Source organism: Hymenobacter rubidus (genome assembly GCF_016734815.1).
Classification (GTDB): Bacteria; Bacteroidota; Bacteroidia; order Cytophagales; family Hymenobacteraceae; genus Hymenobacter; species Hymenobacter rubidus.
Genome location: NZ_JAERQF010000060.1, coordinates 1 through 14,070 on the forward strand (window position 1 = coordinate 1; position 14,070 = coordinate 14,070).

10 protein-coding genes, 1 pseudogene and 1 riboswitch are annotated in these 14,070 nt (G+C 63.2%); of the genes and pseudogenes, 4 read left to right on the forward strand and 7 right to left on the reverse strand.

Annotation, left to right across the window (positions count from 1 at the left end; genetic code table 11):
* Positions 1-730 (forward strand): M28 family peptidase (locus JKL48_RS22450; protein ID WP_201987586.1); only part of this gene is annotated, 730 nt, incomplete at its 5' end.
* Between the two features lie 109 nt (positions 731-839).
* Here JKL48_RS22450 and JKL48_RS22455 read toward each other — a convergent pair.
* Positions 840-1,745 carry a S66 peptidase family protein gene (locus JKL48_RS22455; protein WP_201987588.1) on the reverse strand — a complete coding sequence of 302 codons (906 nt, stop codon included), beginning with the start codon at positions 1,743-1,745 and terminating at the stop codon, positions 840-842.
* A 184-nt stretch (positions 1,746-1,929) separates the two neighbouring features.
* Between JKL48_RS22455 and JKL48_RS22460 the strand changes: the two genes are divergently transcribed.
* Both JKL48_RS22460 and JKL48_RS22465 read left to right on the forward strand, forming a co-directional pair.
* Entirely contained in the window at positions 1,930-4,902 is a 2,973-nt protein-coding gene (locus JKL48_RS22460) for an alpha/beta hydrolase fold domain-containing protein (protein WP_201987590.1), read from the forward strand.
* A 262-nt stretch (positions 4,903-5,164) separates the two neighbouring features.
* Positions 5,165-6,412, forward strand: a complete 1,248-nt coding sequence (locus JKL48_RS22465; protein WP_201987592.1) for an alpha/beta hydrolase — start codon at positions 5,165-5,167, stop codon at positions 6,410-6,412.
* A 179-nt stretch (positions 6,413-6,591) separates the two neighbouring features.
* Here the strand turns inward: JKL48_RS22465 and JKL48_RS22470 are convergent, their stop codons facing one another.
* From JKL48_RS22470 to JKL48_RS22485, 4 genes are all read right to left on the reverse strand, one after another.
* The gene (locus JKL48_RS22470; protein ID WP_201987594.1) at positions 6,592-7,845 is read right to left on the reverse strand and encodes a homoserine dehydrogenase; all 1,254 of its coding nucleotides are present in this window, start codon (positions 7,843-7,845) and stop codon (positions 6,592-6,594) included.
* A 151-nt stretch (positions 7,846-7,996) separates the two neighbouring features.
* Positions 7,997-9,022, reverse strand: coding sequence for a homoserine O-acetyltransferase MetX (gene metX / locus JKL48_RS22475; protein WP_201987597.1), 1,026 nt, complete (start codon positions 9,020-9,022; stop codon positions 7,997-7,999).
* 113 nt (positions 9,023-9,135) lie between these two features.
* Entirely contained in the window at positions 9,136-10,515 is a 1,380-nt protein-coding gene (locus JKL48_RS22480) for an O-acetylhomoserine aminocarboxypropyltransferase/cysteine synthase family protein (RefSeq protein ID WP_201987599.1), read from the reverse strand.
* 404 nt (positions 10,516-10,919) lie between these two features.
* A riboswitch (SAM riboswitch) is annotated at positions 10,920-11,033 on the reverse strand.
* A 313-nt stretch (positions 11,034-11,346) separates the two neighbouring features.
* Complete coding sequence (locus JKL48_RS22485) at positions 11,347-11,634, reverse strand: LysM peptidoglycan-binding domain-containing protein (RefSeq protein WP_201987601.1); 288 nt, start codon at positions 11,632-11,634, stop codon at positions 11,347-11,349.
* Positions 11,635-11,820: 186 nt separating this feature from the next.
* Here JKL48_RS22485 and JKL48_RS22490 point away from each other — a divergent pair, with 186 nt between their 5' ends.
* Positions 11,821-12,240: a hypothetical protein gene (locus JKL48_RS22490; RefSeq protein ID WP_201987603.1), complete on the forward strand. Its 420-nt coding sequence runs from the start codon at positions 11,821-11,823 to the stop codon at positions 12,238-12,240.
* Between the two features lie 130 nt (positions 12,241-12,370).
* Here the strand turns inward: JKL48_RS22490 and JKL48_RS22495 are convergent, their stop codons facing one another.
* Both JKL48_RS22495 and JKL48_RS22500 read right to left on the reverse strand, forming a co-directional pair.
* The gene (locus JKL48_RS22495; RefSeq protein WP_201987605.1) at positions 12,371-13,450 is read right to left on the reverse strand and encodes a lysylphosphatidylglycerol synthase transmembrane domain-containing protein; all 1,080 of its coding nucleotides are present in this window, start codon (positions 13,448-13,450) and stop codon (positions 12,371-12,373) included.
* 247 nt (positions 13,451-13,697) lie between these two features.
* Positions 13,698-14,070, reverse strand: a pseudogene (locus JKL48_RS22500) (hypothetical protein); the annotation flags it as partial.

Below are 14,070 nucleotides of genomic sequence, written 5' to 3' on the forward strand. Positions count from 1 at the left end.
CAACATCCACGCCCGCAACATCATTGCGCAGTACCAGCCGCAGGCGGTGCGCCGCGTGGCCATCTTCGGCCACTGGGTCACCCGCCCCTTCGCCGATGCCGACCCCGACCCCAAAAAGAAAAACAAGCCGATGGACGGCGCTTCCGACGGAGCCAGCGCCGTGGCCGTAGCCCTCGAAATGGCCCGCATCCTGAGCCAGCTGCCCGAGGCCCAGGCCCCCAACGTGGGCGTCGACTTCATTTTCTTCGACGCCGAGGACTGGGGCCACGACGAAAGCACCCAGAAGGACGTGAAAAACCAGCTTGAAGGCGGCACCACCGACTCGTGGTGCCTCGGCTCGCAATACTGGGCCACCCACCTGCTGCCCCCCAACTACAAGGCCGAGTACGGCGTGCTGCTCGACATGGTGGGCGCCAAGGGCGGCACCTTCACCCGCGAAGAAACCTCGCGTACCCAAGCCCGCGGCCCGCTCGACAAAATCTGGAACACGGCCGCCACCCTGGGCTACTCCGACTTTTTCCGCTTCCAAGACACCGGCGGCATCACCGACGACCACGTGTACACGAACAAGGCCGGCATCCCGACGCTGGACATCTACGACCACCCCAGCTACGGTAACGACTACTTCCCCGCCTACCACCACGCCACCGCCGACAACCTGAGCATCATCGACCGCAAGACGCTCAAGGCCGTGGGCCAGACCATGACGCAGGCGCTCTACGTGGACTAGGCCGGGGCCGCTTTCCGGCGAACGCAAAAGGGCGGGCCGTGTGGCCCGGTTCCGGCCCCCGCAAAAGGCCTTCCCCCGCTGACGCGGAGCAGCGCCCCGCGCCAGCGGGCTACGCCGTGAGCCGGCCGCCGGCCTCGTCCACGGTCAGCGTCACGGACTGGCCCACGGTCAGGGCCCGGTTGTCGGCCTCGTGGCCCACCGGGAAGCCGTAGGCCACCGGAAAGCCGTGCAGCCGGGCATACCGGTCGATAATTTCCTGGACCGTTGCGCCAAACGGAATGGCGTTGTCGCGCATCGCCGAGAAGTGGCCCACCACCAGCCCGGCCACGCCCGCCAGCTGCCCGCTGCGGTGCAGGTGCAGCAGCATCCGGTCGATGTGGTAGAGGTACTCGTCCAGGTCTTCCAGAAACAGGATGCGGCCCGCGAAGCTGGCTTGCGAGGCCGTGCCGGTAATGGTTTGGAGCAGGCTGAGGTTGCCGCCCACCAGCGCGCCGGTGGCGGTGCCGGGCCGGTTGAGGGCGTGGGGCGGGGCAGCAATGGGCTGGAATGCCTCGCCAAACAAAGCCCGGCGCAGGGTTTCGAGGGCTAGTTCGCCGCCGGCCTGATGAAACAGCACCGGCATCACCCCGTGAATGCTGGCAAAGCCCAGGGCCAGCAAATGCGCGTTGAGCACCGTGATGTCGGAGAAGCCCGCCACCCACTTCGGCGCGGCCCGGAAGCCGGTGAAGTCGAGCCCGTCCACGATGCGGGCCGTGCCGTAGCCGCCCCGCGCGCACAGGATGGCCGCAATGGCCGGGTCGTCGAGCTGCCGCTGGAAGTCGGCGCGGCGCAGCTCGTCGGGGCCGGCAAACTGGTGGTGGTCGCCGGCAAGGCTGTCGCCCAGCACCACGGTCAGGCCCCAGCCTTCGAGGGTGGCAATGGCAGGAGCCAGTTCGGCGGCCGATATTTTGCGGGCGGGGCTGACGATGGCAACGCGCTGGCCGGCCCGCAGGGCGGGGGGGAAGAGGATGGACATATAGCAGAGGGCAAAGGCCGGGGCAAATATCGGTGGTGCCGGTTTGGCGAGGTGCCCCGCCGCTTTCGGCACCAGCAACCCCGTGGCTTGAACGCCGCCCCCGCCGCCGGTTGGCAAACAAAACGGGCGGGTTCTACGTCAAACACTGTGTTCGCCTTCCTTCCCCACCAAGCCCCCGACTTCTATGAAAAACCTGCTACTTCTTGTTGTGTTGCTGGTGCTTAGCCTGGGCCGCGCTGCCTGGGCCCAAACCCCGATTGATACCACGGGCGGGCGCTACTTTAAGCCCATCTTCTCGGGCGTGACCGTGACGCAGAACGTGCAGTACGGTTCGGCCGTCCCGTTCTCTTTATCGGGCAGTACCGTTTCGCAGCCCCTGCTGATGGACATCTACGAGCCCACGGGCGACGTATCGGTCGAGCGGCCGGTTATCATCTTCGCGCACCAGGGCGGCTTCGTCACGGGTTCGCGCACCGACTCGTACATGGTGGCCGTGTGCACCCAGTTTGCCAAGCTGGGCTACGTCACGGCCAGCATCGACTACCGCCTGCTCTTCTTGCCGCTCGACACCACCAATTTCAGCAAGGCCGCCCTGCGTGGCATGCAGGATATGCGGGCCGCCGTGCGCTTCTTCCGCCGCGACGCCGCCACCACCAACACCTACCGCGCCAGCCCCGGCCGCATTGTGGTGGGCGGGGCGTCGGCCGGCGGCTTCATGGCCCTGGAAGTGGGCTACCTCGATAAAACCAGCGAAGTGCCCGCCGACATCGACATCACCCTCATGGACGGCATCGAAGGCGCCAGCGGCAACCCCGGCTACCCCAGCGCCGTGCTGGCCGTGCTCAACCTGAGCGGCGCCAGCAACCCCACCAGCATCATCGAGACCGGCAACGCCCCCCTCTACAGCGCCCACGGCACCTCCGACGCCATTGTGCCCTACTTCAAAGGCCGGGTAAACCTCAGCCCCCTGCCGCCCAAGTACGTGTTTGGCAGCGGCGCGCTGAACCCCTATGCCAGCGGCGTGGGCGTGCCCAATGTACTGCGCCGCTTCAGCCGCGCGCCCCACATTCCGCAGTACCCGGTGCAGAGCGCCAACGCCGGCAGCGCCAACTACCTCGCCTACGCCGACACGACGTACCGCGACATCCGGGCCTTCCTGCGGCCCTTGCTGGGGCCTTTCGTGGCCCCGGCCTACCCCAGCCTCGTCGTCAACACGCCTACCAGCATTGCCGGCGGCTCCTACCAGGACATCACCATCAACAGTGGCGAGGCCCTGCTGCTGGGCGACGTAACGGTGTACGGCACGCTGGTGATAAAAAGCCTGCCCGGCCAGACGCCGGGCGCGCTGAAAAGCAACTGCTTCGTGGTGAACGGCTCGGGTAATTTCGACCTGCAGGCCGGGGCCACGCTCCGCATCTGCGACCCCGACGGTATTAGTGCCAGCGGCGCCGCCGGGGCCATTCGCAACACCGGCGCCCGCAGCTTCAGCACCGATGCGGGGTATGTGTACGAGGGCACCACCAATCAAAGCACCGGCACGGGCCTGCCCGCCACCGTGCGCGAGCTGGAAGTAGCCGTTCCCGCTGCCAACAGCGTTGCCCTGACCAGCGCCGTCGGCATCAGCCAGCGCTTCCTGCCCACCAGCGGCGTGCTGGTCACCAATGGCCAAGCGCTGACGCTGCTGTCCGGGCCCAGCGGCACGGCCCTGGCCACGCCCGGCGCCGGCACCCTCAGCGGCTCGTTCACTATGCAGCGCTACCTCGACCCCAGCGGGAACCCTGGTCCCGGTTACCGCCACCTGTCGATGCCCTTCGATGCCGAAACCTTCCGGGCGACCACCCCGGCCACCACGCAGGTGTTCAACGCCGCCTACAACGGCAGCGCCCGTCCCGATTTGGTGACGCCCTTCCCCAATGTGTTCGCCTACGACCAACAGCGGGCCACCACCTCGCCTGCCACCAGCTACTCGGAGTTCGATAAGGGCTGGTTTGTGCCGGCCAACCCCAACAATAGCCTGGCCCTGCCCTCGCGCCGGGGCCTGGGCTACACCGTGAACCTAAGCGCCGGCCAAACCATCACGGCCGCTGGCCCGCTCACCAATAATAACAGCCCTTTTGCCCTGACGCTGGCTGCCGCTGCCACGCCCACTGCCGGCTGGCACCTGCTGGGCAATCCCTTCGCCTCGGCCCTTAATTGGGACAACGTGCCCATCCCCGCTGGCATGAGCAGTGCCATGTACATTTTCGTGAGCAGCAGCCAGTACGCGGGCAACTATCGCAGCTACGTGAACGGCATGGGCGGTGTGGGCAGCACCATTCCACTGGGCCAGGGCTTCCTGGTACGCTCGCTGGCTTCGACGGCGGTTACGCTGACCATCCCCGTCGCGGCGCGCATCACCGACTTTGCCACCGCCAATACCGCCACCGTGCAGCGCCCCGCCGCCGACCCTCGCCCCCGCCTGCGCCTGACCCTGGCCGACGCCGCCGGGGCCGCCCCGGCCGATGAGGCCTACCTTTACCTGGAAGCCGGTGCCACCGCCGGCCCCGACCTGCGCTACGACGCTGCCAAGCTGCCCAACCCCAGTGGCCTCAACCTGGCCTCGGTAGCTGCCGGCCAGCAGCTGGCCATCAACGGCCTGCCGCTGCTGACAGCCGCCACGGTGGTACCGCTGGCCCTTACCGCGCCCACTGCCGGTGCCTATGTTCTCACGGCTGAGCAGCTCACCAACTTCGCGCCCGGTACCACTCTCTACCTGACCGATGCTGCCACCAGCCGCCGCACGCTGCTGGCCGCCGGCACCCGCTACGCCTTCACGCTGGCCAGCACCGGTGCCAGCGGCCGCTTTGCCCTGGAAATCACCCCGGCTGCTGTTACGGCCACCACGGCGGCCCAGACGCTGGGTGCCCAGCTGCAGGTCTACCCCAACCCGGCGTCGGAGCACCTGCAGGTTGAGCTGCCCGCCGCGTTTGCGTCGGCCATTGTTCCCGTCACCCTCACCAATGCGCTGGGGCAGGTGGCGCGCCGCCAGCAGCTCGTTGCCCCCGCCGGCCAGCCACTGCGGGCCAGCCTCGACCTGCGCGGCCTGACGCCGGGCGTGTACCAACTGCACATAACCGTAAGCGGCACCGCCCTGGTGCGGCGCGTGGTGGTGCAGTAACATGAACATGTAGGTAAAAAATGCTACTGACTGAATAACATAATGCCCCCGCTACACTTCCTTTACTGTTGAAGGTGTTGTGGAGGTAAAACAGCACGTCATGCAGTGCGCAGCGAAGCATCTTTACCGCAATAGTAAATGAATGCTCCCGAGGTAAAGATGCTTCGCTGCGCTCTGCATGACGTTCTTTTATATGACGTTCTGCTGCATGACCAAGAGCCCAGGCCAAGAATAGAAAACCATTGAATCAACCCTATTTGCCATGAAAGCAAGATTACTCCTCCTGCTGGTGCTGCTCCTCGCCAGCCTCGGCGCTGCCACCGCCCAAACCGTGATTGATACCACCGGCGGCCGCTACTACCGCCCGCTTTTCCCGAACGTGACGGTGAACTCCGGCGTGGTCTTCGGCTCGGCCGTGAACTCGGCCGGTGCCACCCAAACGCTGACGATGGACATTTACCAGCCCACCGGCGATGTGCTGGCGCGGCGCCCGGTCATCATCTTCGCGCACCAGGGCGGCTTCATCACGGGTACTAAAACCGATGCTTACATGGTGGCCGTGTGCACGCAGTTTGCGAAGCTGGGCTACGTCACGGCCAGCATCGACTACCGCTTGCTGGACATCGGAACCATCCTCGGCGGGGGCTTCGATACGGTGAACATTGCCAAGTCGGCCGTCCGCGGCATGCAGGATTTGCGGGCCGCCGTGCGCTACTTCCGCAAAGATGCCGCCACCACCAACACCTACCGCGTCCACCCGAACTACATCACCGTAGGCGGTTCCTCCGCCGGGGCCTTCGCCGCCCTGGAAGTGGGCTACCTCGACAAAACCACTGAGGTGCCCAGCTACGTCGGCATCGCCGCTCTAGGTGGCATCGAGGGCGCCAGCGGCAACCCCGGCTACAGCAGTGCCGTGCTGGCCGTGCTAAACCTGAGCGGCGCCACCGAAAACCCCAGCCTTATTGAGCCCGGCAATGCCCCCCTGTGCAGCGTACACGGCACCGCCGATGCCACCGTGCCCTACCTGCAAGGGCGGGTGGGCAGCAGCCTGCCGCCCAAGTACGTGTACGGCAGCGGCCGCCTCAACCCCCGCGCTACGGCGGTGGGCATTCGCAACACGCTGCGCACCCTGCGCGGCGCGGGCCACATTCCCTTCGAAAACACCAACGCCACCGGCCAAGCCTATGCCGACACCACCTTCCGCACCATCCGGGATTTCCTGCGGCCCAGCCTGGCGCAGGCCGGTACCGTGCTGGCCAGCCGCGCCAGTAGCGCGGCTGCTTCCGTTGCGCAGGCCTACCCAATTCCCGCCGATGACATCGTGCGCGTAGAACTGCCCGCCTCCTGGCAGCTGCCCCGCGAAGCTCAGCTTCTGGACGCCGCCGGCCGCGTAGTCCGCACCTTCACCCCCACCTCCAATGACCTGACCGTATTGCGCGGCACATTAAAAGCCGGCCTTTATGCTCTAAAATTCCCCGGCCAGCCCGCCTTGCGGATTGAATTCAGGTAGCCGCCCGTGCGTTAATCTCAAGTCGGTCAAATATCTGTACCGTCATGCTGAGCTTGTCGAAGCATCTCTACCGAGCAACTAACTAATTTTAGTGACACAGTAGAGATGCTTCGACAAGCTCAACATGACGGTGGTCTGGATTTATTGGCTCTGCCCACAGAAAAAGTCATTGCGCTACGTCACGCCCAGGCCGAAGCGGCCTCCTGAACCACGGGTGCAGTGAGACGTACCGCACCTTGCCGGGCCACGAACACACCATTCTGCCGCAGCTCCTTGCGCCAGGCAAAAAGCTGTTGCAGCGCCACTACGCCAGTCGCGTAGGGGCCGTATCCATCATGTTGGATGGCGTCGGCGGGCAGCTCCAGCCACGTCAATACTTCGCGCAGCACGCCCTCATCGGCGTGGCGCAGGTACACTTCAACTTCCAGCTCCTCCAGCAGCTGTGCTTCGGGGGCGGTATCCTGTTTGGCGTAGCCGTAGTGGGTGCCGCGCTGCACGGCCAGCACATCGGCCAGCACGGCCGAGCCGGTGGGATGCCCGCCGGCCCCGCGCCCCTGCAGAAACTGCGTGCCGGCGTATTCTGCTTCCAGCACCACGCCATTGAATTCGCGCTCTACGGCATAAAGCGGCGACTCCGGCCCCACCAGCTGCGGTGTCACCAGGGCCGTGACGCGGCCGTTGGTTAGGCGCTCCAGTGCGGCCACTACTTTTATTTTCTGGCCCAGGGCCGCCGCGTAGGCAATATCGGCCGCGCCAATACCTTCAATGCCCAAGTTCAGCACTTCCTCGGTATTCAGAAATACCCCGTAGGCGTGGGCGGCCAGAATCACGGCTTTGGAGCGCGGGTCAAATGCGCCCATGTCCAGCGCAGGGTCGGTTTCGGCAAAGCCCAGGGCCTGGGCTTCGGCCAGTGCAGGCGCATAATCGGAGCCTTCTTCGCTCATGCGCGTCAGCACGTAGTTCGACGAGCCGTTGAAAATGCCGCTCACCGAGCGCAACGGCTCGTGACTGAAGTAGGCATCCAGCGTCCGAATGACCGGGATGCTGCCGCACACGGCCGCCTCGTACAGCAGCGTGCCGCCAAAAGTGGCTTGCAGCTGCACCAGCTCGGGCAGGTGCCGGGCCAGCATGGCCTTGTTGGCCGTCACCACGCGGCGGCCCTGGCGCAGGGCGGTGCTCACCAGCCGGAAGGCTTCGGCCGGGTCGTCAATTACTTCAACCAGTAGGTCCAGCTCGGGGTCAGCCAGCAGCTCATCGGCGTGGTAGCTGAACCGCTCGGCGGGCAGCGTCCGGGGCTTGGTGGGGTTCTTCACCGCAATGCGCGTCACCCGTAGCCCCAGGTTTGGTTGTTGTTGCAGAATATCGTAGAAGCCCTGTCCCACGCAACCAAAGCCAACGAGGCCGATGCGCAGGGGCTGTTTGTCAGCGTCCATTTGTTCTCTTATCGTTAAAAAAAGAGCGTCATGCTGAGCGTAGCCGAAGCATCTCTACCGCAGTAGTAAACAAACCCTATTGATTGGATTAGTTGCGCGGTAGAGATGCTTCGACTACGCTCAGCATGACGCTCTACTCGTTTCAGATTTCCTAATGCACGAACGTGGGCGCGTAGAACAGCTCCAGAAAGTGCGTAATAGCCGCCGTTTCCAGCAAAAAACCGTCGTGCCCGTAGCGCGAGTCCAGCTCAGCATACATGGCGCCGGGAATGTGCGCGGCCAGCTCCCGCTGTTCGCTCAGCGGAAACAGCACATCCGACGTGATGCCCAGCACCAGCGTGCGCGCCCCAACGCGGGCCAGCGCCGCCGGCACCCCGCCCCGGTTGCGGCCCAGGTTGTGGGTGTCCATGCTCCGGCTCAATGAAACGTAGCTGTAGGCATCGAAGCGCGACACCAGCTTGTCGCCCTGGTAGCGCTGGTAAGTGCTGGCGCGGTGCTGGCGCAGCAGCGTGTCGTCGGGGTCGGTCTGGGTTTCGGCGTAGGCCGAGTAGCTGCGGTAGCTGAGCAGGGCAATGGCGCGGGCGGCGCGCAGGCCGTCGTCGCCCCCGCCGGGCTGGCCGGCGGCATACGTCGGGTCGGCCTCAATGGCCAGCCGCTGGGCTTCGTTGAAGGCAATGCCCCAGGCCGAATGCCGCGCGTTGGTGGCAATGACCACCAAGTGGTCGAACAAGTCCGGCCGTTGCACGGCCCATTCCAGCGCCTGCTGTCCGCCCAGCGAGCCGCCAATCAGCGTGTGAATATCCGTTAGCTCCAGCTCCTGCCGCAGCAGCTCGTGCGCCGCCACCAAATCCCGAATAGTAAGCAGCGGGAAATGCTGGAAGCGCGCCTGTCCGGTGGCCGGGTCGGCATCGAGCGGACCCGTGCTGCCGTAGCACGAGCCCAGCACGTTGGCGCACACGATGAAATACTCGGCGGGGTCGAAGTAGCAGCCCGCGCCCACCAGGCCTGGCCACCAGGCCAGCACGTCGGCATTGGCCGTGAGGGCGTGGCACACCCACACCACGTTGTTGCGGTCTTCATTCAGCTGGCCCCAGGTCTGGTAGGCCACGTGCGCCCCGGTCAGGGTTTCGCCGCTTTCCAGCCGCAGGTCAGGCAATTCAAAAAGTTGATTAGGCATTTCTAGTTAGTTGTCAGTTGGTCTTAGTTGTTAGTTGCTCGTTGTCAGCTGTCAGAAGCAGATAGGTCGCTTTTATACCTAACAACTGACAACGAGCAACTGACAACTAAAAACTACACTTCGAGCGGCTGGGCGTGCTCCAGTTCGGGTTCGGTCACGGCGTCGCCCTCCGTGGGCAGGCTGGCCGTGTTGCCCACCGCATCAAACGCGGCCTGCAAATCGGCTTTGATGTCTTCGAAATGCTCGATGCCGACCGACAGACGCAGCGAAGTCGGCGTTACGCCGGCGGCGAGCTGCTCGGCTTCCGAAAGCTGCTGGTGCGTGGTGGCCGAGGGCTGAATGATGAGCGTCTTGGCGTCGCCCACGTTGGCCAGGTGGCTGATGAGCTTCAGGTTGTCAATGAATTGCGTGGCCGTTTCTTTGCTGCCTTTGATGCGGAAGGAAAGCACGCCGCCGAAGCCGCGCTTCAGGTACTTCTGGGCCAGCTTGTTGTAAGGGCTGCTGGCCAGGCCGGGGTAGTTCACGCTTTCCACTTGCGGGTGCTGCTCCAGCCAGGTGGCAATTTTCAGGGCATTTTCCACGGTGCGGTCCACGCGCAGGCTCAGGGTTTCGAGGCCTTGCAGCAGCTGGAACGAGTTGAACGGGCTCTGCGACGGACCAAAGTCGCGCAGGCCTTCTACCCGCGCCCGAATGATAAAGGCGATGTTGCCAAACGGCCCGCCCTTGCCAAATACGTCGTTGAACACCAGGCCGTGGTAGCCCTCGCTGGGCTCGGTAAACTGCGGAAACTTGCCGTTGCCAAAGTCATACGTACCGCCGTCCACAATCACGCCGCCAATGCTGGTGCCGTGGCCGCCAATCCACTTCGTGGCCGACTCCACCACAATGTGCGCGCCGTGCTCCAGGGGCCGGAACAAGTAGCCGCCCGCGCCAAAAGTGTTGTCCACAATCAGCGGCAAGTCGTGCTTGTTGGCAATGGCCGCGATGGCCTCAAAATCCGGAATGCTGAAGCTGGGGTTGCCAATGGTTTCCAGGTAAATGGCCTTGGTTTTCTCGTCAATCTGCTCCTCAAAGCTGGCCGGGTTGTCGCCGTCGGCAAAGCGTACCTCAATGCCCAGGCGCTTGAACGCCACCTTAAACTGGTTGTAGGTGCCGCCGTACAGGAACGCCGTGCTCACGAAGTTGTCGCCGGCCTGCAAGATGTTATTGAGCGCAATGAACTGCGCGGCCTGCCCCGAGCTGGTCGCCAGGGCCGCCACGCCGCCTTCCAGGGCCGCCACGCGCTGCTCAAACACGTCGGTGGTGGGGTTCATCAGGCGGGTATAAATGTTGCCAAACTCCTTCAGGGCAAACAGGTTGGCACCGTGCTCGGCGCTCTTAAACACGTAGGAAGTAGTCTGGTGAATGGGCACGGCGCGCGAACCAGTGGTGGGGTCGGGCTGCTGGCCGGCGTGGAGTTGGAGGGTTTCGAAGTGCAGGGGTTGAGCGGACATGATGTTGATTATTAAAAGATTGAAGCAGTTAGAAAGAAATTTCTGTTTTCAGGTTGGGTTGGTGAGTGAGCCTGCCGAACCATGCAAATATATTTACAATAGTTTATATTGAATGTTTGCAACAAAATCCCGAACCGGAAAGAAAGTTGCAGCTAGCGCATTGGCGCAGCCCACGGGCCTGCGCAAGCGCAAATGGCATTCCCACGAAGAAAAGGAGGAGTGTTAAGCCAGGCTTAGCTTAGCTACAACACGGGCAGCAACAGCACATTCGCATTCGCTCCAGGCGCGTGGCCTGGGGGCGGCCACGGCGGGCTGAAACAGCAAATCCCGAACCTGCGGCACGCAAAGCAGCCGGAGCATTCGGGGCGAAAAAAGCGGGAGACGAAGGATTTTCCATGGCACTCGAATCATCTGTCCCAGGCGACCGAAATCGCAATGGGTAGGAATTGGCACCTTTCGTTGGCCGAAGGTTGCCAGTGGGTCACGGAGCCTAGTCTCTCGCCACTTCTGTATAAAACTTGAAAACTGCTCACCGTTAGCGAGGAGTACCGGGTTGGTAGGGCAAATGTACGGGAGAAATTTTTTTATGGACAAGCGGTAGGGCGAAAAATATTTTTTCGGGCGTTACTGCTCGGTTCTTCAAAACGCCATGCTGAGCGCAGCCCAAGCATCTCGCTTGCATCGTTGAACCATTGAGTTACTGCTGCACGCGAGATGCTTCGGCTGCGCTCAGCATGGCGTTCTTTGTGCTGTTCTATCGACATCACCAAATACAAAAAAGCCACCCTGAAACAGAGTGGCTTTTCTCACCTTTTTTCTGCAAAAAAGTACCTAGAGACTAGGTAGGGTCAACACCTGGCCCACTTCAATGAGGTCAGGGTTGTTGCCGATGAGGGCCTTGTTGGCCTCGTATATCTGATGCCACTTGGCGGCGTCGCCGTAGTGGTGTTTTGCAATTTTAGAAAGCGAGTCACCGCTGACAACGGTGTACGAGTCGCCAGCCGCGGTTGGATTGTTTGTGCCAAAAAAATCGGTTCCGCCAGCGGCCGTGGTCGGCTTGGCCGCGGGCTCTACCGGCTTTTGCTCGCCTTTGTCGCTGAGAAAATCAAAGAGTCCCATGGTTTTGTTTTGGTTTAAATGAAAAACAACGCACATTAGTTCACCCACAGGTCAGCTAACAGGGGCCATATACGGGGCGGGTGGGATGGGGTTTCGTTGTAAACTCTTTTGCGTGCAGGACGTAAGCCGACGAGTTCGCCACGGCGCGCTACGTTTTCCAATTCTTTCACCATTACCCTGTTGCTCATGAAACTTCAGTCTCTTTTTTCGCTACGTTATTTCGCCAGCCTGCTGCTGTTGGTGTCGTTGTTTGCCGCTTCGTGCAGCAACGATAAGGGCAAAGTTGAGGGCGTAAACATGCTCTACGGCACCGATAGCAAGGTGTGGAAAACCGCCAAAGAAACCGATACTTCCGGCGACAAAGTGAAGCAGACCGACGCGCAAAAGCAAGAGGAGCTGCGCATTTTTGCCAACGGCACCTACAACATGACCGGCGCCAGCGGGGCCGTATCGGGTAAATACACCTTCGACCAGGCCGGCAAAACCATCACCATGACGCCCGACGGCGCCACCACCAGCAATACCTTCGCCGTGGAAACCCTGACCGATAAAAAGCTCACGCTGAAATCGGCCGACGGCGCCGCGCTGATGCTGGAAGCAGAGTAAGAATTTCTCGTTTTAACCTGAAAAAAGCCCCGAACCATTGCGGTCCGGGGCTTTTTCTGTAGCGCGAACTTTGTAGTTCGCGTCCCGGCGCTGCCTGAATCGTTCTGGGACGCGAACTACAAAGTTTGCGCTACTGCGCTGCCGGCCGCTTGCCAAACACCCGCGTCACCCAGCGCGGCAGAAATATCAGGCCGAGCACGAGGTAGAGGTAATACGTCACGATGCGGTAGAGGAACACCAGAAAGCTGGTCATGGTGGCCGTACCGATGAACTTGCCGAAGAAGGTAGGAAATGCGCCTTCGGCAATGCCCGCACCGCCCGGCGTGATGGCCACCAGCAGAATGACTTTGTAGGTGATGTTGCGGGCAAAAATGAACAGGAACGTGCCCGCATCCATCGGGACAAAGGCGGCGATGAGGCAGCCGATGATGGCGTAGCGGGCCGTCCAGACGAAGGCTGTGCTCACGCTGGCGTGCCACCAGTAGCGCGGGCCGTTGCCACGCAGCTGCCGGGAGGCCAGCACCATTTCCTGGCCGTGGCGGTAGGCCGTGCGCCGCCAGCGCCGCAGCAGCGGCAGCGAAAACAGCCGCACCAACAGCCGGCGCACCGACCAGGGATTGATGAAAATAGCGTAGAGCATGAGCCCCGCGTAGAGCGTCACAAACAGGTAGCTTACCCCAAACGCCACCCGCAGCGTAGCCACGAAGCCGGTTTGCATGGCCTCGTGCGGGTAGAGCCCAGCACCCGCAATGAGTACCACCAAAGGCACCATCACCACGTAGTAGAGGTTGTCGAGTAGAGCCGTTACCATAATGTATGCCAGGCCTTTACCCAGCGGAATGCCTTCTTTTTCCAGGATGAAGGGGGCCGCCCCAGTCCCGCCCTGCCCCGAGGGCAGCACGCAGGACGCAAACTCCCAAATCATTATCACGTCCAGGGCCTGGCGGTAGGTGAGCTCGGTTTCGGCGATGTGCCGGATGCGGTACACGTAGCCCAGGTCGCGGGCGGCCAGCACCAGCAGGGCGGCTGCCAGCCAGCGCCAGTTGGCGTGGGCCAGCGGGGCCAGCTCGCCGGGCTGGTAGCTGCGGTAGAACAGGAAGCCCACCACGGCCAGCCCCAACACCACCGGCAGCACCAGGCGCGACGGCCGCAGGCGCTGCAAAAAATGCGCGTCGTCTTCGGGGAGAGCAGCGGGGAGCTTGTCGGACATGGAGAGAGGTAATGGCTCGGACAAATGTAGTCCGTGACCGCACGGGTGCCACGTTAAAAGCGCATTAAGCGGTTTCGGAGTCGGTATACAGGCGCTGGAAGTAGCGCGGACTGTGTAGTTCGCGCTACGGTACACCGACTCCGAAACCGCTCTAAGCGCGTGCGCGGGGCCTACATATCAGAACGCCATGCCGCGGCAGAGGCGGCATGGCGTTCGGGATTACTTGCTTAATAATCAAGCCAGCAGATTAGGGCCGGCCGCCGGGGCTGCCGGCGGGCGTGATGCCGCCCGGCGTAGTGGTGCCGGGCGAAGGCGTATTGGCTGGCGAATTCAGCGGGTTGCCAACCGGGGCGGCTGGCTGCCGGTTGGTCGAGTCGGCCGGTTGGGCCGTGGCAGGGCGCAGGCCGGGGTAGCCACCGGGGCGCTGGCCGGGCAGGGGGCGGCCGGTGCTATCGGTCGCGGGCTTGCCGAGGGTGCTGTTGGCGGGAGCGGTGCCGCGCTGCTGGCCGGGGTAGCCGCCTGGGCGGGCACCTGCCGGCGCACCGGGGTAGGCAGCCGGGCGGGCACCGGCAGGGGCACCGGTTGCGCCGGGGTAGCCACCGGGGCGGGCGCCACCAGCC